The organism is Bradyrhizobium sp. LB11.1, assembly GCF_040549385.1.
Classification (GTDB): domain Bacteria; phylum Pseudomonadota; class Alphaproteobacteria; order Rhizobiales; family Xanthobacteraceae; genus Bradyrhizobium.
The window spans coordinates 177,249-197,125 of the sequence record NZ_JBEPTH010000008.1; the positions used below are offsets into that span (position 1 = coordinate 177,249).

The 19,877-nt window shown below is 63.7% G+C and carries 23 protein-coding genes and 1 tRNA gene; 13 read left to right on the forward strand and 11 right to left on the reverse strand.

The window, feature by feature from the left end; all coding sequences use genetic code 11:
* Window positions 1-10 precede the first annotated feature (10 nt).
* Window positions 11-934, forward strand: coding sequence for a 2-dehydropantoate 2-reductase (gene panE / locus ABIA96_RS21985; protein ID WP_354139139.1), 924 nt, complete (start codon window positions 11-13; stop codon window positions 932-934).
* A gap of 17 nt (window positions 935-951) precedes the next feature.
* On the opposite strand, the gene ABIA96_RS21990 is transcribed toward panE, so the two are convergent.
* From ABIA96_RS21990 to ABIA96_RS22005, 4 genes are all read right to left on the reverse strand, one after another.
* Window positions 952-1,545 (reverse strand): c-type cytochrome, encoded by a 594-nt coding sequence (locus ABIA96_RS21990; RefSeq protein ID WP_354139297.1) that lies wholly within the window; start codon window positions 1,543-1,545, stop codon window positions 952-954.
* A gap of 215 nt (window positions 1,546-1,760) precedes the next feature.
* Window positions 1,761-3,029: a PQQ-dependent sugar dehydrogenase gene (locus tag ABIA96_RS21995; protein WP_354139140.1), complete on the reverse strand. Its 1,269-nt coding sequence runs from the start codon at window positions 3,027-3,029 to the stop codon at window positions 1,761-1,763.
* Between the two features lie 379 nt (window positions 3,030-3,408).
* Entirely contained in the window at window positions 3,409-4,395 is a 987-nt protein-coding gene (locus ABIA96_RS22000; RefSeq protein ID WP_354139141.1) for an NAD-dependent epimerase/dehydratase family protein, read from the reverse strand.
* A gap of 79 nt (window positions 4,396-4,474) precedes the next feature.
* Window positions 4,475-4,549, reverse strand: a tRNA-Gly gene (locus tag ABIA96_RS22005).
* Between the two features lie 275 nt (window positions 4,550-4,824).
* Here ABIA96_RS22005 and trxA point away from each other — a divergent pair.
* Together trxA and ABIA96_RS22015 are read left to right on the forward strand one after the other, a co-directional pair.
* Entirely contained in the window at window positions 4,825-5,745 is a 921-nt protein-coding gene (trxA, locus tag ABIA96_RS22010; RefSeq protein WP_354139142.1) for a thioredoxin, read from the forward strand.
* A gap of 109 nt (window positions 5,746-5,854) precedes the next feature.
* Entirely contained in the window at window positions 5,855-6,532 is a 678-nt protein-coding gene (locus tag ABIA96_RS22015; protein WP_354139143.1) for an LON peptidase substrate-binding domain-containing protein, read from the forward strand.
* Window positions 6,533-6,948: 416 nt separating this feature from the next.
* Here ABIA96_RS22015 and ABIA96_RS22020 read toward each other — a convergent pair whose 3' ends face one another.
* From ABIA96_RS22020 to ABIA96_RS22040, 5 genes are all read right to left on the reverse strand, one after another.
* Window positions 6,949-7,527 (reverse strand): cytochrome b/b6 domain-containing protein, encoded by a 579-nt coding sequence (locus ABIA96_RS22020; protein WP_354139144.1) that lies wholly within the window; start codon window positions 7,525-7,527, stop codon window positions 6,949-6,951.
* A 32-nt stretch (window positions 7,528-7,559) separates the two neighbouring features.
* Window positions 7,560-7,838, reverse strand: a complete 279-nt coding sequence (locus tag ABIA96_RS22025; protein ID WP_354139145.1) for a PepSY domain-containing protein — start codon at window positions 7,836-7,838, stop codon at window positions 7,560-7,562.
* Window positions 7,839-8,048: 210 nt separating this feature from the next.
* Window positions 8,049-8,861 carry an SDR family oxidoreductase gene (locus ABIA96_RS22030; protein WP_354139146.1) on the reverse strand — a complete coding sequence of 271 codons (813 nt, stop codon included), beginning with the start codon at window positions 8,859-8,861 and terminating at the stop codon, window positions 8,049-8,051.
* Window positions 8,862-8,864: 3 nt separating this feature from the next.
* Window positions 8,865-9,662, reverse strand: coding sequence for a crotonase/enoyl-CoA hydratase family protein (locus tag ABIA96_RS22035; protein ID WP_354139147.1), 798 nt, complete (start codon window positions 9,660-9,662; stop codon window positions 8,865-8,867).
* Between the two features lie 36 nt (window positions 9,663-9,698).
* The gene (locus ABIA96_RS22040; RefSeq protein WP_354139148.1) at window positions 9,699-10,049 is read right to left on the reverse strand and encodes a hypothetical protein; all 351 of its coding nucleotides are present in this window, start codon (window positions 10,047-10,049) and stop codon (window positions 9,699-9,701) included.
* Between the two features lie 107 nt (window positions 10,050-10,156).
* Here ABIA96_RS22040 and ABIA96_RS22045 point away from each other — a divergent pair, with 107 nt between their 5' ends.
* Together ABIA96_RS22045 and ABIA96_RS22050 are read left to right on the forward strand one after the other, a co-directional pair.
* Window positions 10,157-10,687, forward strand: coding sequence for a TetR/AcrR family transcriptional regulator (locus ABIA96_RS22045; protein ID WP_354139149.1), 531 nt, complete (start codon window positions 10,157-10,159; stop codon window positions 10,685-10,687).
* 58 nt (window positions 10,688-10,745) lie between these two features.
* The gene (locus ABIA96_RS22050; protein WP_354139150.1) at window positions 10,746-10,943 is read left to right on the forward strand and encodes a Trm112 family protein; all 198 of its coding nucleotides are present in this window, start codon (window positions 10,746-10,748) and stop codon (window positions 10,941-10,943) included.
* A gap of 98 nt (window positions 10,944-11,041) precedes the next feature.
* Here ABIA96_RS22050 and ABIA96_RS22055 read toward each other — a convergent pair whose 3' ends face one another.
* Entirely contained in the window at window positions 11,042-12,262 is a 1,221-nt protein-coding gene (locus ABIA96_RS22055) for a ubiquinone biosynthesis hydroxylase (protein ID WP_354139151.1), read from the reverse strand.
* 141 nt (window positions 12,263-12,403) lie between these two features.
* On the opposite strand from ABIA96_RS22055, the gene tesB reads away from it, so the two are divergent.
* Window positions 12,404-13,267 (forward strand): acyl-CoA thioesterase II, encoded by an 864-nt coding sequence (gene tesB, locus ABIA96_RS22060; protein ID WP_354139152.1) that lies wholly within the window; start codon window positions 12,404-12,406, stop codon window positions 13,265-13,267.
* A 46-nt stretch (window positions 13,268-13,313) separates the two neighbouring features.
* Here the strand turns inward: tesB and ABIA96_RS22065 are convergent, their stop codons facing one another.
* The gene (locus tag ABIA96_RS22065; protein WP_354139153.1) at window positions 13,314-14,204 is read right to left on the reverse strand and encodes a DUF4339 domain-containing protein; all 891 of its coding nucleotides are present in this window, start codon (window positions 14,202-14,204) and stop codon (window positions 13,314-13,316) included.
* A gap of 245 nt (window positions 14,205-14,449) precedes the next feature.
* Between ABIA96_RS22065 and ABIA96_RS22070 the strand changes: the two genes are divergently transcribed.
* The 7 genes from ABIA96_RS22070 to ABIA96_RS22100 all read left to right on the forward strand — a co-directional run bounded on the left by ABIA96_RS22070 (window position 14,450) and on the right by ABIA96_RS22100 (window position 19,733).
* On the forward strand, window positions 14,450-14,788 hold the full coding sequence (locus ABIA96_RS22070; RefSeq protein WP_027535359.1) for a P-II family nitrogen regulator: 339 nt from the start codon (window positions 14,450-14,452) through the stop codon (window positions 14,786-14,788).
* A 72-nt stretch (window positions 14,789-14,860) separates the two neighbouring features.
* A complete protein-coding gene (locus ABIA96_RS22075) occupies window positions 14,861-16,162 on the forward strand; it encodes an ammonium transporter (RefSeq protein WP_354139154.1) in 1,302 nt (433 codons plus the stop codon).
* 42 nt (window positions 16,163-16,204) lie between these two features.
* On the forward strand, window positions 16,205-16,519 hold the full coding sequence (locus tag ABIA96_RS22080; RefSeq protein WP_354139155.1) for an ArsR/SmtB family transcription factor: 315 nt from the start codon (window positions 16,205-16,207) through the stop codon (window positions 16,517-16,519).
* A complete protein-coding gene (locus tag ABIA96_RS22085; RefSeq protein ID WP_354139156.1) occupies window positions 16,516-16,872 on the forward strand; it encodes an SRPBCC family protein in 357 nt (118 codons plus the stop codon). Before ABIA96_RS22080 ends, ABIA96_RS22085 begins: the two co-directional genes overlap by 4 nt.
* Before the next feature lie 41 nt (window positions 16,873-16,913).
* Entirely contained in the window at window positions 16,914-17,516 is a 603-nt protein-coding gene (locus tag ABIA96_RS22090) for an ATP-dependent Clp protease proteolytic subunit (RefSeq protein WP_354139157.1), read from the forward strand.
* A gap of 391 nt (window positions 17,517-17,907) precedes the next feature.
* Window positions 17,908-18,246 carry a P-II family nitrogen regulator gene (locus ABIA96_RS22095; protein ID WP_027535364.1) on the forward strand — a complete coding sequence of 113 codons (339 nt, stop codon included), beginning with the start codon at window positions 17,908-17,910 and terminating at the stop codon, window positions 18,244-18,246.
* A 38-nt stretch (window positions 18,247-18,284) separates the two neighbouring features.
* Complete coding sequence (locus tag ABIA96_RS22100; protein WP_354139158.1) at window positions 18,285-19,733, forward strand: ammonium transporter; 1,449 nt, start codon at window positions 18,285-18,287, stop codon at window positions 19,731-19,733.
* The last annotated feature ends 144 nt before the right edge of the window (window positions 19,734-19,877 follow it).

A 19,877-nucleotide genomic window follows, 5' to 3' on the forward strand; every position in this document is an offset into this window, starting at 1 on the left:
GAGTTCTCCCATGCGTATCCTCGTGGTCGGCGCCGGCGCCATCGGCGGCTATTTTGGTGGCAGGCTGTTGCAGGCCGGCCGCGACGTCACCTTCCTGGTCCGGCCGCGGCGCGCCTCCGAACTGGCGAGCGATGGCCTCGTCATCAAGAGTCCGAATGGCGACGTGACCCTGAAGAACCCGCCGACCGTGCAGGCCGACGCGCTCAGGGAAAAATTCGACGTCGTGCTGCTCAGCTGCAAGGCGTTCGACCTCGACGACGCGATCAGGTCGTTCGCGGCGGCGGTGGGCCCGAACACCGCGATCATCCCGATGCTCAACGGCATGAAGCATCTCGACACGCTCGACCAAAAATTCGGCAAGGAGCGCGTGCTCGGCGGCCTCTGCGCCATCGCCGCAACCTTGAACGAGAAGCGCGAGGTGGTGCAGCTGCAGCCGATGCAATCGATCAACTACGGTGAGCGCGACGGCAAATTGTCCGATCGCGTCAAGGCGATCGACGAAGCCTTCAAGAGCGGCATCGTTGGCGCCACCGCCAGCCAGAACATCATGCAGGACATGTGGGAGAAGTGGGTGTTCCTGTCCTCGCTCGCCGCAAGCACCAGCCTGATGCGCACCTCCGTCGGCAACATCCTCGCCGCGCCCGGCGGTCGCGACTTTTTGCTCGGTATGCTGGACGAGACCAGCGCGATCGCCGCCGCGTCAGGCTATACGCCGGGCGGCCCGTTCTTCGAGCGCGTGAAGGGCAACCTCACCACCGAGGGATCGCCGATGACGGCCTCGATGTTCCGCGACGTCAAGGCGGGTTTTCCCGTCGAGGCCGATCACGTAATCGGCGACCTCATCGCGCGCGCCGACGCGGCCAAGGTGCCGGTGCCGAAGCTGCGCATCGCCTACACGCATCTCAAGGCGTATGAGAAGCAGCGGGCGGGGTAACCGCACTCACCCCGGCGCTATTTGAAATACGCCAGATAGTGCGCGACTGCCGTGATCTCTTCATCGCTCATGTGATAGGCGACATCGGCCATCGCGGCGCCGCCGCCGCCGACGCGCTGGCTGGTCTTGTAGTCGCGCAGCGCCTTGACCAGATATTCCTCGCGCTGACCCGCGAGCCGCGCGACGGCCTTGGTGCCGGCAAAGCTATCCGTGTGACATGAGGCGCAGCGGCGGCCGACGGCAACTTGCGCGCCTTTTTTCGAGAGGTCCGGATCCTTGTCCTCGGCGGGCTTCGGCGGCGTCATGGCCGCGAAATAGGCGCCGAGACTGCGAACGTCCTCGTTGGTGATCTCCGCGGCAATCGGCTGCATCTGCTCGTTCTTGCGCGAGCCGGCACGGAAGAAGACGAGCTGCCATTGCAGGAATTGATCGGGTTGGCCGGCCAGCGAGGGGATGTTCTCGGTCTGCGAGATACCGTTCTCGCCATGGCAGCCGGAGCAAACGGCAGCCTTCTCCTGGACGGCAGTATTGTCTGCGGCGCTTGCGGAAAGGGCGCCAAGCGTGAGGAGCGCAGCCGCGCTGATTGCGTGCGAGATGAATTGCCGGCGCATGATGGAATTCCACTCAGACTGGTTCGTCATTCCTGGGCGCCTGAAGGGCGAGCTACGATGCACAATTGCGCGTCTGAGAATCCATAACCACCATTCGAGGGTACGGGTTCCAGACTTAGGCGCGAGTTGCGCGCAACCAGGAACGACAGCGTGTGAATTTGAAATGAAAGAGGCTGCGGCGCCTTGCGGCCACCGCAGCCTCGTGTCGTCGTGCGCTACTTCTTGCTGTAGCTGATGCGATAGATCGCGCCGGCCCAATCGTCGGCGACGAGGATCGAGCCGTCCTTGGCGAGAACGATGTCGTCGGGACGACCGAGATAGCCCTGGTCACCCTCGATCCAGCCGGAGGCGAACACCTCCTGCTTGGCGTTCTTGCCATCGGGCCCGACGATCACGCGCATGATACGGCCGCCCTGGTACTTGTGACGATTCCAGGAGCCGTGCTCGGCGATCAGGATGTTGTTCTTGTACTCGGCGGGGAACTGATCGCCGGTATAGAACTTCATGCCGAGCGGAGCGACGTGGGCGCCGAGGTTCAGCACCGGCGGCGCGAACTCGGAGCATTTGTGGCCCATGGCGAACTTCGGATCGGGAAGGTCGCCCTGGTGGCAGTACGGATAGCCGAAATGCTCGCCCATCTTCGCGATCATGTTCAGCTTGTCGCTGGGCAGATCGTCGCTGACCCAGTCGCGGGCGTTCTCGGTGAACCAGTACTTGCCCGTACGCGGATCGACGTCGCCGCCGACCGAGTTGCGGACGCCGAGCGCCACGGTTTCGGCGTTGCCGGTCTTGGGATCGACGCGCCGGATCTGGGCGACGCTGGTCGGCGGGATGCCGATGTTGAAGGGCGGTCCGAACGGAATGTAGAACCAGCCTTCCTTGTCGACCGCGATGTACTTCCAGCCATGCGCGGCATAGGACGGCATGTCGTCATAGACGACCTTGCCCTCGCCGGGATTGTCGAGCTTGTTTTCGATGTCGTCGTAGCGGATCAGCTTGTCGACCGCGATGACGTAGAGCGCGCCGTCCTTGACGGCCAGACCCGTGGGCATGTTCAGCCCCTTGAGGATGGTCTTGACCTCTTTCTTTCCGTTGTTGTCCTTGATGGCATAGACGTTGCCGAGGCCGAACGAGCCGACGAACAGCGTGCCCTTGTCACCCCAGGCCATCTGCCGCGCGGCCAGCACGCCGGAGGCATAAACCTCCATCTTGAAGCCCGCCGGCAGCTTCACCTTCTTGATGATGTTGGCGAGCTCGGCATCAGAGGCGCCGGTCGGCGGACCCGAGGGCGGCACGAGGCCCTTCTGCGCCTCGGTCTCGTCGCCGAGGAACCAGTCGTCCGGCGGATGGGTCCAGAATTCCTTGTTGCCGGATTCGTATTTCTTCAGCGGTTTGCTTTTGTCCTGCGCATTGCCAACGCTGGTCCCCGCAAGAAGGGCCACGGCTGCAAGCGCCAACACGGATCGATGGAACATCGATGTCATCGCGTCACTCCCCTAAGGCAGCCGTAGGCTGCACGTTATTTTATTTTGCTGTTCGAGTAGGCGAAGTTCGGAGTCTGTCGAGAGGCAGACGCAAAAAGGTTAGCACATCTGCGAGCCGTGAAAAGCGCGTCGCGTGCGCTGCAGTTGCGCTCAATAAAAATTGAGACGGATTCTCTCGCGGAGCTCACGCGGCGACGACAACGCTCTCGCTGCAACGCGGAATCGAAATGATCCGCGCCTCATTTACGGTCTGCAGAATGGTCGACCAATCCCAAACCGCGAAAACAACCCCATGCACAGTAGAACGGCCGCGGCCGGATGGTGCGGGGTGACACCGGCCACAGGTCTGAAATATCGTGCGAATTGACAAAAGCGGCGACTATTTGGCGACGGGGTACGGTCCATCGTCAAGTTGCGTATCGTGATAGCCCTTCGCACCCACCTCGCGCGCCAGGGAGCTGCGGAAATCGGAGCCCTCGCGCAGGCTGCGCAGCACATGGGCGAAATCGAATTCCGGGTGCCAACCTAGCGCGCACCGCGCGCGGCCATTGACATAGACGCGGTCGATCTCCGCAAACAGCCGCCAGCCGTGCGCGGCATAGAGCTGCGCACAATCCGGATAGAGTTCGCGCACGACCCCGGCTGCGTCGCGCGCAAGCGCCGCGAGGTGACGTTGCTTGAACGGGCTCGTCGCCGAGACGATGTAACGGCCAAAGCCAATCTCCGCCGCACGCGCCGCGGCGAGCAGATGGGCGCTGACAGCGTCCGCTATATCCAGCCGTCTATAGAGCAGCTCGTTGGCCCGCGCGTTCTCCGGCGCGTAAGCCGAGCGCACTGCGGGATCATCGTCGTCCTCGGGAAAGAACCGCGAGGTCCGCAATACCATGACCGGCAGCCCCCGCTCGCGAAAGAACAGCTCGCACAGATTTTCCGCCATCAGTTTGGTGGTGCCGTAGATGTTCTTCGGGATCGCCGGCAGCTCCTCGGTGACCCACACCGCAGCCTGCCCGGCTTCCGGCCGAAGCTGCGAGCCGAAGGCGCTGGTGGTGCTGGTGAACACGAAGCTCGCTACGCCGGCGGCAGCGGCCGCCTCGAGCAGATTGAGCGTGCCGGTGACGTTGGTGTCGACGAAGGCCTGTCTGCCATGGGTCGCCACATGCGGCTTGTGCAGGGTCGCGGTGTGGATGACGGCGGTGACGCCGTCCATCTGCGCCCGGACGAAGCAGGGATCGATGATCGAGCCGACCGCGTCGGTGAAGGGGGAGGGCTTCAGGTCGACCCCACGCGCGGATGACCCGCGACGCCGGAGCGTCCGGAGAACGGCCTCCCCGAGGTGGCCGGCACTGCCCGTGACCAGAATTGTCATGTGAGATCCAGACCAGCCACCAGCGGCGTGGAAAACCACGGCCTGACCTGATTAGGCTGGATGCTCTGGGAGAAAAAATTGGAGCGGGCGAAGGGGCTCGAACCCTCGACCCCGACCTTGGCAAGGTCGTGCTCTACCACTGAGCTACACCCGCATCCTGTGTCGGTCGCGTGACGCGCCGGCAACGGCTGTCGTATGCCAAAACCGGGCGGCGAATGCAACAGCTACAGGCGGCATCAATTCGCTTTCGAAGCCCTATATGGGCCCCGAAACCGGAGAAATCGACCGAAAATGGCCCGGAGCCGCCGAATCGGTGCCGGTGGATTGAAATTCGGCCGTCCCGGCCCAATTTTAGGCCCGACAGCGAAGCATATGTGATGGCGACGTGCTAAAGACCCCGCCATTCCAGACATCAGACGAGGGGATCCCGTGACGATCATCGACCAGGGTAACGGAGCGAGCCCGGCTGCGGCCGATCTGATCAAGGAGACCACCACCCAGACCTTCGTGAAGGACGTCATCGAGGAATCGAAGCGCCAGCCGGTGCTGATCGACTTCTGGGCGGAGTGGTGCGGCCCCTGCAAGCAGCTCACCCCCGTGCTGGAGAAGGCAGTCAAGGCGGCCAAGGGCAAGGTCAAGCTGGTCAAGATGAACATCGACCAGCATCCCGCGATCCCGGGCCAGATGGGCATCCAGTCGATCCCCGCCGTGATCGCCTTCGTCAACGGCCAGCCGGCTGATGGTTTTATGGGCGCGGTGCCGGAAAGCCAGATCAACGCCTTCATCGAAAAGGTGACCAAGGGCGTGACAGCGCCGGGCGAGGCCAACATCGCCGAGATTCTCCAGGAGGCCGAGGCCGTGCTCGCCGAGGGCGATGCCGCCGCCGCCGCGCAGATCTATGCCGAAGTGCTGCAGCTTGAATCGACCAACATCGCGGCGCTTGCCGGACTCGCAAAATGCTACGCCGCCTCCGGCGCAATGGAGCAGGCCAAGCAGACGCTGGCCATGGTGCCGGAAGCCAAGCGCAACGACCCGGCCGTGAAGGCGGTGCAGACCGCGATCGACCTCGCCGAACAGGCGGAACAACTCGGACCGGTCGCTGAGCTGGAACAGAAAGTCGCCGCAAACCCGCTCGATCATCAGGCGCGCTTCGACCTCGCCACCGCGCTGAACGCGAAAGGTGACCGGGCGGCGGCCACCGAACAGCTGCTCGCGATCGTCAAGCGCGACCGCAAATGGAACGACGACGGCGCCCGCAAGCAGCTGGTGCAGTTCTTCGAGGCCTGGGGCGGCACGGATGATGCAACCGTCGAGGGACGCAAGCGCTTATCGATCATCCTGTTCTCATAGGGATTAGCGCAATTATTGTTTGGGCATGATCTTACCGGAAAACCGCTGCACGCTTTGCGCTCACGCGGCCCTCCGGGTCCGGATCATACTCTAGCGACGCGGGGACCAGATGCCGATCAACATCGAATATCGCGGGCCCGGCGACCTTCCGGAGATCATTCCGGTGTTTCCACTGCCGGGCGCGCTGCTGTTGCCGCGCGGCCAGATGCCGCTCAACATCTTCGAGCCGCGCTATCTCGCAATGGTCGACGACAGTTTTCGCGACGGCCATCGCCTGATCGGCATGATCCAGCCGGATGCCGCGCACTCGCCGAAGAATTCCGACAAGCCGACGTTGTTCCGCGTCGGTTGCGTCGGCCGGATCACCCAGCTCGCCGAATCCGGTGACGGCCGCTACATCCTCGAACTCACCGGCGTTTCACGCTTCAAGGTGGTCGAGGAGCTGGAAGTGCTGACCGCCTACCGGCAGTGCAAGGCGGACTTCTTTGCCTTCGTCGACGACTTCACCGCACGCAAGGGCGAGGACGAGGTCGATCGCGAGGCGCTGCTGACGGTGCTGGCGGATTTCCTAAAGGCCAACAATCTCAAGGTCGATTGGGAAGACGTCGAGAGCGCGCCCAACGAGGCGCTGGTCAATGCGCTGGCGATGATGTCGCCCTACGGCGTGCCTGAGAAGCAGGCGATGCTGGAAGCGCTGGATTTGAAGACCCGCGCCGAGATCCTGATCGCGGTCACCGAGATGGATCTCGCCAAGAAGCGCACCAGCGGCGACCCGCCGTTGCAGTGAGACTGAGCCTCCGCGAACGCGGTGCGCTCTCTCCCCCGCCTGCGGGCAGGGCTATCGCAGATGGACAAACGTAGCGAGGAGCTCGCCCGCAGCCATCCTTCGAGACGCCCGCCTTCGGCGGGCCCTCAGGATGAGAGCAGAGGATGCCGTAGCAGTTTCACCAGCGCTGCTACCACGAAGCCTCATCCTGAGGAGACCGCGAAGCGGTCGTCTCGAAGGACGAGGCGCTTGCTCAGGCCTATCCGAAACATCATATGCGATTGCCCTGCGCCTGCGGGGGAGAGTTGGGGGAGAGGGTGCTTTCGCAAGCGAGAACCCCAGGGAGAGAAAGCCCTCACCTGCCGCGCTCTCCGAGCGCGACGACCTCTCCCGCAAGCGGGAGAGGTGAAGCACGCCCGCGGCTCGATCAGTCCAACTCAATGATGGCGGATGCGTTTGCGGCCGGTGATCATGGCGCGGATCAGGTTCTCGCGCTGAAGCGTGCCCATCAGCACCACACCAGCGACATGCAGCACGACGAGGACGATGACGGCGTCGGATGCGAAGGCGTGGGTGTCCTCGATCCACCACACGCCGAAGAACGTGACGGTGATCGACAGCGCTCCCGTGATCGCCGAGACGGTGAGTGACAACAGCAGCGCCACCAGCATCAAGGTGCCGGCGGGATTGAGCCCGATATAGCGGCCGGTGATGCCGCGGCGCAGATTCCAGATATAGAAGGGCGCCGCGCGAAGCCTGACGCCGATCATGCGAAAGCGCGAATAGCGGCTGCCCCAAAACCCCCAGACCAGGCGGAAACCCAGCAGGGCGATGACCGTATACCCGACGATGCGGTGAAGGCTGTCGTAGACAGTGGGCGTGAACCACGCGACCAGGACGCTCGCCGCGAGAGCCCAGTGCCAGATGCGCAGCGGAAGGTCCCAGACCGCGACCGTCCGACCTGCGGGGCGTCTGACCGGCACCCCGCGCGCTTCTGGCACCGCTTTGTCGTTCAATCCGGGACCACCCTCAGACGTTAGCCAAAGTCCTACTTGGCAATCGTGTGCTTCAGGCTGAGATCTTCCGGGCTGTAGAACAGCTCGTAGAGCTTGCCTTCCTTGACGCCATAGACCTCATAGCACGAGCCTTCGATCTTGGAGCGCCGCACCTCGTAGCCCAGTGCCTTGGCCTTGGCTTCGGCGTCGCTCGCCGGCTTCCACGACGCCTTGTCGAGCTTGGTGCAGTTCTTGAAACCGTCGGCCATCGCCGACGATCCCATGCCGATCCCGACCGTCAGTGCAATGGCAAGAACACGAATGACTCTCACGAATGTCTCCTCCTCTGTCGTGTGCGCGAAGCGCGCCTGAAGGAAGCAAAGGAGGGGGTGAAGTCAACTCGGCGCGAGGATCGGATGGCCTTAGAGATATTCTAACGGTCGTCAAAAGATCAGCGCCCTCCGGGCACAGCGCTTGTTTGGCGGCTCGCTGCGGCCTTAAGCCTCACGGCTCGGATTCGCCCGCAAACGTCGCGAACTGCGTCAGGCCGCGTGGCGCGGACCGGAATGCTGGCGTTGCAGCCAGTCCGCCCAGGCGAGACGCCCGCGCACGCCCTGACTGACGACAAAGCCCATGCCGCGGGCTTTTGTCTCGGACATGGATATCGGCAGGATTATTCGATGCAGTCCTCGCGCATCCCGATACTGACCGGCCAGCGCGGTAACGCTGAGGTCTTGGGGACCGCCAATCTCCGCGCGCTCACCGCGTGTCCCGTCGAAAGCGCAGGCCACCACGTGATCGGCGACGTCGCTTGTATCGACGGGATTGAAGAGCGTCGTCGGCATCGGCCACACCGGAAGCCAGGCGAGGCTCGCAAGCATCTTGTCGAGCAGATAATAGAACGGCATCGCGCGAACGACGGACCAGGACAGTGCGGAGGCGCGAACCAGCCGCTCGCCGGCGAGTTTGACCCGTGCATAGGGCAACGTGGCGTCGTCGAGCCCGACGATCGACACGTGGAGAAAGTGCCGCACGGGCTGCTGCTGGCAGAGCGACAGCAATCGCTGCGTTCCCTCGACATCCACGGCGGAAGGAGACGTGAAGAAATCGACGGGCCGAACGCCACCTCGCCGCGCGATCGGCGAATACGTCGCCGCATTGATGACGGTGTCGACGCCATGCAAGGCGTCTGGCAGGCCAATGCCCGTCGCGAGATCGCCAATGGCCCATTCAACGTCCGACCGGGCGCCTCTCGCGCGCGCAAGCAACCGCACGCAATGCCCGTCGCGAACGAGGCGATCGACGATATCCCGGCCAAGATGCCCTGTGCCTCCCGTAACGAGTGTCAGCGCCATCCTTCAGCTCCATCGCGGTGCGCGGTTCTCGAGATTGCTCCTGACCGCTTCGATGTGATTGGGGGTGCCGAGCAGCGCGGCCTGCTCGGCGGTCTCGGCGGCAAGAACCGTGGCAACGTCCGAGCTCGCGGCAAGATTGAGGAGCCGCTTGGCGGCACGGACCGCATCCGGGCTACGGCTTGCGATCTCGTCCGCAACCTTCAATGCCGTAGCCAGCGGATCGTCGGCGAGTCCGGTCGCGAAACCATAAGCCAGGGCTTCGTCGGCCGAAAACACGCGACCAGTATAGGTCAGCTCGCGCACGACATCTTCGCGCGCGAGGCGACGCATCAATTGCGTGCCGGCCATGTCGGGCACCAGTCCCCATTTGGCTTCGATGACGCCGAGCTTTGTTTCCGGCGCCAGATAGCGAAGGTCCGCTCCGAGCGCGAGCTGGAAGCCGCCGCCGAAGGCAACCCCATGGACTGCAGCAATTACGGGCACCGGTAACGCGCGCCAGAGCCACACCAGATGCTGTGCATAGTTTGCCATGCCGTGGCTTCGCTGCGTCAGGTCGATCGACGGAATCAACGAATCGCCTCTCGTCGTCGCCAGAAGCCGATCCAGGTCGAGGCCCGCGCAGAACGCCCGCCCTTCGCCGGAGAGAATGACGGCGCGGACGTCCCTGCGCGCACCGAGCTGCGTTCCGGCCGCGATCAGCGCTTCGAACATCGCGGGGTCGAGTGCATTCATCTTGTCCGGGCGATTGAGCCGGACATGGGCCACGCCATCCGCGATGGTCAGCCGAACACGATCTTCCATGACGCAGCTCCACTTCAATGGTCTGTCGTTCCGATGTCAGTAGCCGGCGATCGCCATCACCACGACCACACTCAGCGCCATCCAGCCGAAATGCCGGCCACGTGTAGCCCATGCGTTGGCGCAGGCGGAGAAGCCGAACACGCAGACCATTGTGATGACGATCCAGTGGCGCGCCGGCACCGAGTCCATCCGGGGTGTCGCGATCAGGAGCACACCGCAGCCGATCCAGGCGACGGTCGAGGCCTGCCACACCAGGCGGATCAAGGTGCGGAGCCGTTCCGGCTCGATGCGGGCGCGGGCAAAGACCTTGGTCTCGCCGAGGATGCCATGGATGAAAGCCACGACAATAGCCAAGCCGCCGGCGCACTGGAGCAAGAGATCACGCATCTTCAAAGCTCCCTTGAAGCTTCGTCCATACATCTGTGTATGGTGAGATAGGCGCTGGCGCGCCGCTTGTCAATACACTAGTGTATGGTGAGAACCCGGAACCTGACATGACCGAACAACTCCGCGCCGACGACTGGATCGGCCAGGGCCTCAAGGCGCTCACCAAGAGCGGCTTCACCGCGCTGAAGGCGGATCCATTGGCAAAGGCGATGGGCGTCTCCCGCGGTAGTTTCTATTGGCATTTTGCCGATCTCGGCGCGTTCCACGCGGCCGTGCTGAAACGCTGGCGCGAGATCGCGGCCGAAGAGATCATCGCTCGCGTCGAGGCCGACGGCGACGAACCACTGAAGGCGCTGCTGCGCAGGACCTTTGGCGCCCGGCTCGATCTGGAACGCGCGGTGCGCAACTGGGCGGCGTTCGATCCGGGCGCGCAGGCGGCAGTCCGCGCCATCGACCGCCGCAGGCTCGACTATATCGAGGGGCTGCTGGAGAAGCGGGGGCTTGCCGCGGCCATCGCGCAGGCGCGCGCGCAGATCCTGTATTGGACCTTCCTGGGCTATGCGTTCTCGGCTCCCCAGTTGTCGACCGGACGGCTGCAGGGCCTGCTCGACGAGATCCAGCGGATGGTGTCAGCGTAGCCCGCGGTGGGCGGGAGCGATTTTCTATGCTAGATGCAACCGACCGCCGGAGACCATGATGAACGCGCCCACCGAACGCCCCGAAACCAGCGTCGATCCCAAGCTGCTGGAGATCCTGGTCTGCCCGCTGACCAAGGGTGCGCTGGAATATGATTCCGCCAAGCAGGAGCTGATCTCGCGGAGCGCAAAGCTCGCTTATCCGATCCGAGACGGCATTCCGATCATGCTGCCGGAAGAGGCGCGGAAGATCGATTGACGAATTCGTAGCCCGGATGGAGCGCAGCGAAATCCGGGACGCCGCGAATGATGCACCAGCCCCGGATTACGCTTCGCTCCATCCGGGCTACGAGGCGCCTATAGCACCTCGCCCTTCAACAACTTGGGGATCTCACCCGTCAAACCCGCCGCCTGGCGAATGAAGAGGTTCTTCAGCGGCGGGGTGCGATCGACGATGCCGAGGCCGATGTCGCGCAACGAGCGCAGCAGCGTCGACTGGTTCGAGAACAGGAAGTTCAGCGAGTTGGTGGCGACGCCCATCGCCATCGTGTCGAAGCGGCGCCAGCGCTGGTAGCGCTCGAGCACATCGGCGCCGCCGAGATCCATGCCGAGCCGTGCGGCATCGACCACCACTTCGGCCAATGCTGCGACATCCTTCAGCCCCATGTTGAGGCCCTGACCGGCGATGGGGTGGATGACATGGGCGGAATCGCCGACCAGCGCGAGGCGCTCTGCGACGAAGGAGCGCGCCACGAAATAGGACAGCGGGAACGCGCGCGGCTTGTCGAGCGCCTTCACCTCGCCGAGATGCAAACCAAAACGCTGCTCGAGCTCGCCGTGAAATTCCTCTTCACTGAGCGCAATGATGCGCGCGGCCTCTGCGCGGCGCTCGGTCCACACCAGCGAGGAGCGTTTTCCCGTGAGCGGCAAAATCGCGAACGGACCCGCGGGCAAAAAGTGCTCTTCAGCGCGGCCTTCGTGATCGCGCTCATGGCCGACGGTGACGACGATGCCGGACTGATCGTACTCCCAGCCATGGGTCGCAATGCCGGCACGCTCGCGCAGTTTTGACCGCGCCCCATCGGCCGCCACCAGAAGGCTCGCGGCGATGACGCTGCCGTCGCCAAGCGTCACGTCGATGCCTTCGCTGCGCGCATCGTAAGACCCGACCGTGGTCGCGCGGAGATCGATGCCCGCGGCCTCGGCGCGGACGACCAGCGCATCGATCAGACGGCGGTTCTCGACCATATGCGCGAAGGGCTCGCCGGGCGCGACGTCGCCGGCGAAATTCAGAAACGCCGGGCGCGTGGCATCCTCGAGCTTGGAATCGGTGACGACCATATCGAGGATCGGCTGGGCCTCGGCTTTGACGTCGTCCCAGGCACAGAGCGCCTCGAACAGGCGGCGGCACGCCGCGACGATCGCGGTCGCACGGGGATCGCGGCTTGGCCGTGTGGCGAGCGCGGGATCGGCCACGATGACGGGGATCTCGGGTCCCAGCCCCTGGCGCAGCGCCAGTGCCAGTGCCAGCCCCGCAAACGCGCCGCCGCCAATGACAATACTACCCTGTACCGACATACAAAATTCCCGGGCTAAATCCTGGTCTTGCTAGCAGACTTGAGGTGGGCGAAACAGTGCGGTGAAACAAGGGCGGAACCGCCACATGTGTCATTCCGGGGCGACGGCTCGCGCCGGAGACGACGGCAGGAAAGCACCACCATGTCCAAAAGCCTGATCGACCTGATTTCGATCCTCGACCTCGAGCAGCTCGAGGTGAATTTGTTCCGCGGCAACAGCCCGAAGACGAGCTGGCAGCGGGTATTCGGCGGCCAGGTGATCGGACAGGCGATGGTGGCGGCGTGCCGCACCGTCGAGGGCCGGCTGCCGCATTCGCTGCATTGCTATTTCATCCTGCCGGGCGATCCGCAGATTCCGATCATCTACCAGGTCGAGCGGCTGCGCGACGGCAAGAGCTATTCGACGCGCCGCGTCACCGCGATCCAGCATGGCAACGCGATCTTCTCGATCATGGTGTCGTTCCATACCGGGGAGGAGAGCGCGTTCGACCATCAGGAGAAAATGCCTGATGTGCCACCGCCGGAAAAGCTCACCGCGGAGGAGGTGGCGAAGCAACCGATATTCCGCGAGATGCCGGACTTCATCCGCCGCTACTACGAGTCCGATCGTCCGATCGAGCTACGCCCGGTCGAACTCGGCCGTTACTTCGGCCAGAAGATCGAGGATGGCCGCATCCACGTCTGGATCAAGACCGCGGCCACGCTGCCGGACGATCCGGCGCTGCACATGTGCGCGCTGGCCTATGCGTCGGACTTCTCGCTGCTCGACGCCATCATGGCGCGCTATGGCCGCACGCTGTTCGACAAGCGCATGATGCCGGCGAGCCTTGACCACGCGATGTGGTTTCACCGCCCGTTCCGCGCCGACGAATGGCTGCTCTACGCGCAGGATTCACCGAGCGCGCAAGGCGGCCGCGGCTTGACCCGGGGCTCGATCTTCAAGCCCGACGGCACGCTGGTCGCCTCCGTCGCGCAGGAAGGCTCCGTGCGCGAGCGGCGGAGCTGATCACCCCGAGCGCGATGAATCGTGCTCAGGGCTTTTTGAGTCGTGCTTACATCGAACCGCGCGGTGCGAGCTCGGTCTGTGATGCGAACCAGTTCATGATCCAGCGATACACCCACGGAATCGGGATGATGAAGCCGCACAGGATCGCGGCCACGATTCCGCGCCAGAGGATCCCGAGCCCGCTGCCCCTGAAGATGATCTCCCGCCGCGTGCCCTGGATGTTGCGATACACCCAGCGCAGCTGGGCTGCGGCGACCCAGGCCCATCCGATGATGGTGATGATGGAGATTGCGAACAGCAGGCTCCAGCCGATATAGCCCAGGATCGACCCGGTGAAGCTGAGGCCGAGCGGCTGCCCGTTGGAGGCGATGTTGGCGATCATCCATTTCAGCAGCATCCAGTAGAGAACGACCTGGACGATGTAGAGCGCGGTACTCAAAATCTGGATGCCGGTGTAGCCGACGACAATCGCCAGAACGATGAAGCCGAAGAACCAGGGCACGATCGCCATGGCCGTGCCGGTGAAGGAGAGGTTCGGCCGCCCCGGAACCTTCACGCAGGACACGATCCATTGCGTGTACCAGACGAACAGCCACGGAATCGGGATGACGAGGCACGAGCCGATCAGCAGCACAAGGGTTCGCCAGGTGAACTCGAGGATGCCGAAATCGACCGACAGCGATCCGCCGGCAGCGCTGCCGGCACCGGTATAGCCACCGCCGCCCATCATCGGGGGGCCGGCAGCCGGCATCATCGGCGGTGCGCCCCCGCCCGACATCATACCTGGAATTTCACCGGCCTTCTGCCAGCCGGCCATGCCCTCGGACCACACCAGCGTATCCGGCCGCACGACGCCCTGGGCGATCAGGTCACGGAATTGCCCCTCCGGATAAGGGCCCTGCTGCTTGCCCTCGGATGCATAGAACCAACTCGCCATGACGCGTCCCCCAAAATACTTATGTCCCGCTCGACAGGTGCGGGTTCACCGCATCCATGCCGAAAATACAGTGTGAAGGATGAATCGTTGCCCTGTACAGAGGCGGCCGTTCACATGGCCTCCCTTGGCCAAACGTTTTTCCGCTTCAATCTGCAAGTTTTTTGTGCCATTTGCCCGGAAAGATGCCAGATTGACGCAGCGCCGGGGACATACGGCGGGGCGCATCCCGGGGAATAGGCCTGACCATGAAACTCGTCGTCGCGATCATCAAACCCTTCAAGCTCGATGAAGTCCGCCAGGCGCTGACGGCGATCGGCGTCCACGGCATGACCGTGACGGAGGTCAAGGGCTACGGCCGCCAGAAGGGTCACACCGAGATCTATCGCGGCGCGGAATATGTCGTGAACTTCCTGCCGAAGCTGCGGATCGAGATCGCGGTCGCCTCCGACATCGCCGATAAGGCCGTCGGCGTGATCACCGCCTCCGCCCGCACCGGGCAGATCGGCGACGGCAAGATCTTCGTCACGCCGATCGACCACGCGCTGCGCATCCGCACCGGCGAAACCGACAGCGACGCGCTCTAAACACATCCATTCGATCGCACCGGGCAACGACGCCATCGCGTGCGACGCCATCACTGTGCTGGGGGAAATGACATGGCGGGATTGTTGCGCCGCGTAGCCGCTATGGCTGCGCCGATCGTACTCTTGTCGATCATGGCAGCGCCGGCGCAGGCGGCAAACGCCGAGATCAACCCCGCCGACACCGCCTGGATGATCGTCGCCACCGCGCTGGTGCTGATGATGACGATTCCGGGACTTGCGCTGTTCTATTCCGGCATGGTGCGCAAGAAGAACGTGCTCGCGACCATGGCGCAGAGCCTTGCCGCGGTGATGATCATCTCCATTCTCTGGGTCGCGTTCGGCTATTCGCTGTGCTTCGTCGGCGACGGCCCGTGGATCGGCTCGCTCGATCGCTGGTTCCTCGCCGGCATGACCATGGACAGCGTCAATCCGGCCGCGAAAACGATCCCTGAAGCGCTGTTCATGCTGTACCAGATGACGTTTGCGATCATCACGGTGGCGCTGGTCGCAGGCTCGGTCGCCGACCGGATGCGGTTCTCCGCTTATCTGCTGTTCTCGGTGGCCTGGTTCATCTTTGTCTACATTCCGCTGGCGCATTGGGTGTGGGGCGGTGGCTTCCTCGCCGGCATGGGCGTGCTGGATTTCGCCGGCGGTCTCGTCGTGCATCTGTCGGCCGGCACGGGAGGCCTCGTTGCCGCCAAAGTGATGGGGCGCCGTCACGGCTACGGCACCGAAAATCTGTCGCCGTTCGATCTCTCGCTCGCTGTCATGGGCACGGGCCTGTTGTGGGTCGGCTGGTTCGGCTTCAACGGCGGCTCGGCGGGCGCTGCCAATTCGCGCGCGGTGATGGCGATCATCGCGACGCATCTGGCGGCCTGCTCCGGTGCGCTGACCTGGGGTGCGATCGAATGGTCGACGCGGCGCAAGCCGTCCGTGCTCGGCATGATCTCGGGCGCGGTGGCGGGCCTCGGCACCATCACGCCGGCCTCGGGCTTCGTCGCACCGTGGCACGGCATCGTCATCGGCATCGCCGCAGGCGGGATTTGCTACTGGGCCTGCACCTGGCTGAAGCACCGTTTCAATTACGACGATTCGCTCGATGTGTTCGGCGTCCACGGTATCGGCGGGTTGACCGGTACGCTGCTCGCCGGCGTGTTCGCGACCAGCGCGATCGGCGGCACGGCCGGCCTGCTCGAGGGCCATCCGCAGCAATTGCTGATCCAGCTTTACGGGGTCGCCGTCACCTTCGTCTGGTCGGCGGGTGTGAGTTTTGTCCTGCTCAAGCTGGTCAGCCTGTTCGTGCCCCTGCGCGTATCGCGCGAGCACGAGCTCGAGGGGCTCGATATCTCGCAGCACGGCGAAGCGCTTCAGTAATCGGGGCTTGCACAATACATAAGTACATGCTTATGTGTTGACATGATTGAAGCCGACATCTTCAAGGCGCTGGCCGACCCGACGCGCCGAAAAGTCTTTGAGAAGCTCGCGGGCGGAAGCCTGAATGCCAGCGTCTTGCGCGACGGCTTGGAGATCAGCCAGCCGGCGATGTCGCAGCATCTTTCGGTGCTGCGCGCGGCAGGCCTGGTGCGCGAGCAGCGGCAGGGCCGCTTTGTGAATTACGAAGTCGACCCGGACGGAATCATCGCCATCGGAGCCTGGCTCGCGCGCTACCGCGCCTACTGGCCGAAGCGCATGGACGCACTCGCCGATCTCTTGAAGGATATGGATCAATGAGCGACGCAGCGAAGCCTGATCCCTCCGACGCCGCCCTGGTGCTCGAATATGAACTCGATGCGCCGCCGGCAAAAGTCTGGCGCGCCGTGACCATTCCGGCCCTGCGCGAGCGCTGGCTGCCGGATTGCGACCTTGCCGGCGCCGAGCCGGAATCATCGATCGCAGGCGAAGAGGTGCGCTACCGGCTTCGCGATTCAGAGCCGCCGTTTCGCGAAAGCCACGTCATCTTCCGCATCGAGCCGAACGAAGACGGCGGCACGCGTTTTCGCATCATCCAGCGGGCCTGCGACGATGGCGTCGAGCTGCCGCAGCCGGCCAACAGCAATCGCTGCGTGATGCGCGCGGCGGCCTAACAGCAAACAGACTTCATCACCTGCAGACATGGAGGTCGCCGATGCGCGACATGCTTCAGCTCGTCCCTATGGTCGTCGAACAATCCGCCCGCGGCGAACGATCCTTCGACATCTACTCGCGGCTCCTGCGCGAGCGCATCATCTTCCTCAACGGCGAGGTCAATGACGCGATGTCCGGCCTGGTCTGCGCGCAACTGCTGTTCCTGGAGGCGGAAAACCCGAACAGACCGATCAATCTCTACATCAATTCCTATGGCGGCGTGGTCACCTCCGGGTTGGCGATGTACGACACCATGCAGTTCATCAAGGCGCCGGTTCATACGCTGTGCATGGGCACCGCGCGCTCCATGGGCTCGTTCCTGCTGATGGCCGGCGAGGCCGGTCATCGCGCCGCGCTGCCCAATGCGAGCCTTCACGTCCATCAGCCGCTCGGCGGCTTCCAGGGCCAGGCGTCCGACATCCTGATCCATGCCAACGAAATGCAGGAGACCAAGCGGCGGATCACCCGGCTCTATGCGCAGCATTGCGGGCGTTCGGAGGAGGAGGTGGAGAGGACCCTCGACCGCGACCACTTCATGACCGCGCAGCAGGGGGTCGAGTGGGGATTGATCGACCGCGTCTTTGCGGAGCGTGAGGCCGCCTGACGGTCCAGACAGGTTGCGCGTATCCCGCGAGCACGCCGCCAGCGGCGTCGATATTTTGCAGCGCGGCGCGGCCCAGCGAGCTGCTCCTTTAATATAATACCTCTCCGCTGCCCGACGCGTGAGCAGCAATTGTGTCGACAGCCTGTCATGCCTGCTTTTTGATCAGGCCTGACCATGGATTGAGCGCGACGTATTAGCGCACTGCAGCGGAACACCCGCCCAACGCGAAAAGCCCCGCTTTCATAGTCCGTTAGGCAACGCGCCCGATCTGGCACGGCATTTGATTCTAAGGGTCCCGGCTGTGCCCGCGTAGTGAACTTTCTCCCTCGTGGCGAACCAGCCGAGAAGCGCCCGGCCACGTCCGGACCGGGCCCAAGCGGGGATAGGACCCATGAAAATTGTTATGGCGATTATCAAGCCATTCAAGCTGGAAGAAGTCCGTGACGCCCTGACCGCCATTGGCGTTCACGGTCTCACGGTGACGGAAGTCAAGGGATATGGCCGTCAGAAAGGCCATACGGAAATCTACCGCGGCGCCGAATATGCCGTGAGCTTCCTGCCCAAGATCAAGATCGAAGTCGCCGTCGCCTCCGAGCAGGTCGACAAGACCATCGACGCCATCACGTCCGCCGCCAAAACCGGACAGATCGGCGACGGCAAGATCTTCGTCATCAACCTCGATCATGCGGTCCGCATCCGCACCGGCGAGGCCGACGCCGCGGCCCTTTGATTTCGCGCTCAACCAAAATCCAATCAGGAGTAAATGAAATGACGTTTAAGCGTCCCTATGGCGCGGGATTGGCGGCTCTCGCAGTTGGCCTGTTCGCTGCGACCGCAGCCTATGCCGAGCCAACGGTCAACAAGGGAGACAACGCCTGGATGCTGACATCGACAGTGCTCGTGCTGTTGATGACGATCCCGGGTCTCGCGCTGTTCTACGGCGGCCTCGTTCGTTCCAAGAACATGCTCTCGGTCCTGATGCAGGTGTTCTACACCGTCTGCGTCGTCACCGTGATCTGGGCCGTGTACGGCTACAGCCTCACCTTCACCGGCGGCTCCGACTTCATCGGCGGCTTCTCCAAGGCCTTCATGATGGGCGTCACCACCGACTCGAAGGCTGCGACCTTCTCGGTCGACGCCAGCATCTCGGAGCTCATCTATATGTGCTTCCAGATGACCTTCGCGGCCATCACGCCCGCCCTCATCGTCGGCGCCTTCGCCGAGCGCATGAAGTTCTCGGCGATCGCCCTGTTCATCCCGCTCTGGGTCACGCTGATCTACTTCCCGATCGCGCACATGGTCTGGTACTGGCCCGGTCCGGACGCGATCCAGGATGCGGCCAAGGCGCTTGCTGCTGCGGCCGATGGCGCGGCGAAGACCGCGGCTCAGGCCAAGCTCGACGAGATCAACGCCGACGCCGGCTGGATCTTCAAGAAGGGCGCGATCGACTTCGCTGGCGGCACCGTGGTGCACATCAACGCCGGCATCGCAGGCCTCGTCGGCGCTCTCCTGATCGGCAAGCGCACCGGCTACGGCAAGGAGTTGATGGCTCCGCACTCGCTGACCATGTCGATGATCGGCGCCTCGCTGCTCTGGGTCGGCTGGTTCGGCTTCAACGCCGGCTCCAACCTCGAAGCCAACGGCGGCGCTGCGCTCGCCATGACCAACTCCTTCGTCGCCACCGCGGCCGCCGCGCTGTCGTGGATGTTCGCGGAGTGGATTATCAAGGGTCACCCATCGGTGCTCGGCGTCATCTCCGGCGCTGTCGCGGGCCTCGTGGCCGTCACCCCTGCCGCCGGCTTCTCCGGCGTGATGGGTGCGATCGTCCTCGGTCTCGTGGTCGGCGTGGTCTGCCTGTTCTTCTGCACCGTCGTGAAGAACGCACTCGGCTACGACGACTCGCTCGACGTGTTCGGCGTGCACTGCATCGGCGGCATCATCGGCGCCCTCGGCACCGGCATCCTGGTCAATCCGGCTCTCGGTGGTGCGGGCATCATGGACTACACCGCGATCCCGCCCAAGGTTGCCGATTACGACTTCGCGGCGCAGATGCTCTCCCAGATCGAAGCCGTCTGCACCACGCTGGTGTGGTCGGGTGTCGGTTCGGCGATCCTCTACAAGGTCGTCGATGTGATCGTCGGCCTCCGCGCCAATGTCGAGAGCGAGCGTGAAGGCCTCGACATCACCGATCACACCGAGCGCGCCTACAACATGTAACTTCTTCTCCCGGGCGCGATCTCTCCTCGGGGATCGCGTCCTCAACTACGGTTTGGGCACATACCCGGCAATGCCCCGACCGTTGAGGGGCTCCAGCGCAAGTTGGAGCCCCTTTCTTTTTGGCGGGATTCTTTTTGGCCAGTG

Coding starts and splice junctions, on each gene's coding strand:
- panE (WP_354139139.1), top strand. CDS start 11: ATGCGTATCCTCGTGGTCGGCGCCGGCGCCATCGGCGGCTATTTTGGT.
- ABIA96_RS21990 (WP_354139297.1), bottom strand. CDS start 1,545: ATGCGCCGGCAATTCATCTCGCACGCAATCAGCGCGGCTGCGCTCCTC.
- ABIA96_RS21995 (WP_354139140.1), bottom strand. CDS start 3,029: ATGACATCGATGTTCCATCGATCCGTGTTGGCGCTTGCAGCCGTGGCC.
- ABIA96_RS22000 (WP_354139141.1), bottom strand. CDS start 4,395: ATGACAATTCTGGTCACGGGCAGTGCCGGCCACCTCGGGGAGGCCGTT.
- ABIA96_RS22015 (WP_354139143.1), top strand. CDS start 5,855: ATGCCGATCAACATCGAATATCGCGGGCCCGGCGACCTTCCGGAGATC.
- ABIA96_RS22030 (WP_354139146.1), bottom strand. CDS start 8,861: ATGGCGCTGACACTCGTTACGGGAGGCACAGGGCATCTTGGCCGGGAT.
- ABIA96_RS22035 (WP_354139147.1), bottom strand. CDS start 9,662: ATGGAAGATCGTGTTCGGCTGACCATCGCGGATGGCGTGGCCCATGTC.
- ABIA96_RS22040 (WP_354139148.1), bottom strand. CDS start 10,049: ATGCGTGATCTCTTGCTCCAGTGCGCCGGCGGCTTGGCTATTGTCGTG.
- ABIA96_RS22045 (WP_354139149.1), top strand. CDS start 10,157: ATGACCGAACAACTCCGCGCCGACGACTGGATCGGCCAGGGCCTCAAG.
- ABIA96_RS22050 (WP_354139150.1), top strand. CDS start 10,746: ATGAACGCGCCCACCGAACGCCCCGAAACCAGCGTCGATCCCAAGCTG.
- ABIA96_RS22055 (WP_354139151.1), bottom strand. CDS start 12,262: ATGTCGGTACAGGGTAGTATTGTCATTGGCGGCGGCGCGTTTGCGGGG.
- tesB (WP_354139152.1), top strand. CDS start 12,404: ATGTCCAAAAGCCTGATCGACCTGATTTCGATCCTCGACCTCGAGCAG.
- ABIA96_RS22065 (WP_354139153.1), bottom strand. CDS start 14,204: ATGGCGAGTTGGTTCTATGCATCCGAGGGCAAGCAGCAGGGCCCTTAT.
- ABIA96_RS22070 (WP_027535359.1), top strand. CDS start 14,450: ATGAAACTCGTCGTCGCGATCATCAAACCCTTCAAGCTCGATGAAGTC.
- ABIA96_RS22075 (WP_354139154.1), top strand. CDS start 14,861: ATGGCGGGATTGTTGCGCCGCGTAGCCGCTATGGCTGCGCCGATCGTA.
- ABIA96_RS22080 (WP_354139155.1), top strand. CDS start 16,205: ATGATTGAAGCCGACATCTTCAAGGCGCTGGCCGACCCGACGCGCCGA.
- ABIA96_RS22085 (WP_354139156.1), top strand. CDS start 16,516: ATGAGCGACGCAGCGAAGCCTGATCCCTCCGACGCCGCCCTGGTGCTC.
- ABIA96_RS22090 (WP_354139157.1), top strand. CDS start 16,914: ATGCGCGACATGCTTCAGCTCGTCCCTATGGTCGTCGAACAATCCGCC.
- ABIA96_RS22095 (WP_027535364.1), top strand. CDS start 17,908: ATGAAAATTGTTATGGCGATTATCAAGCCATTCAAGCTGGAAGAAGTC.
- ABIA96_RS22100 (WP_354139158.1), top strand. CDS start 18,285: ATGACGTTTAAGCGTCCCTATGGCGCGGGATTGGCGGCTCTCGCAGTT.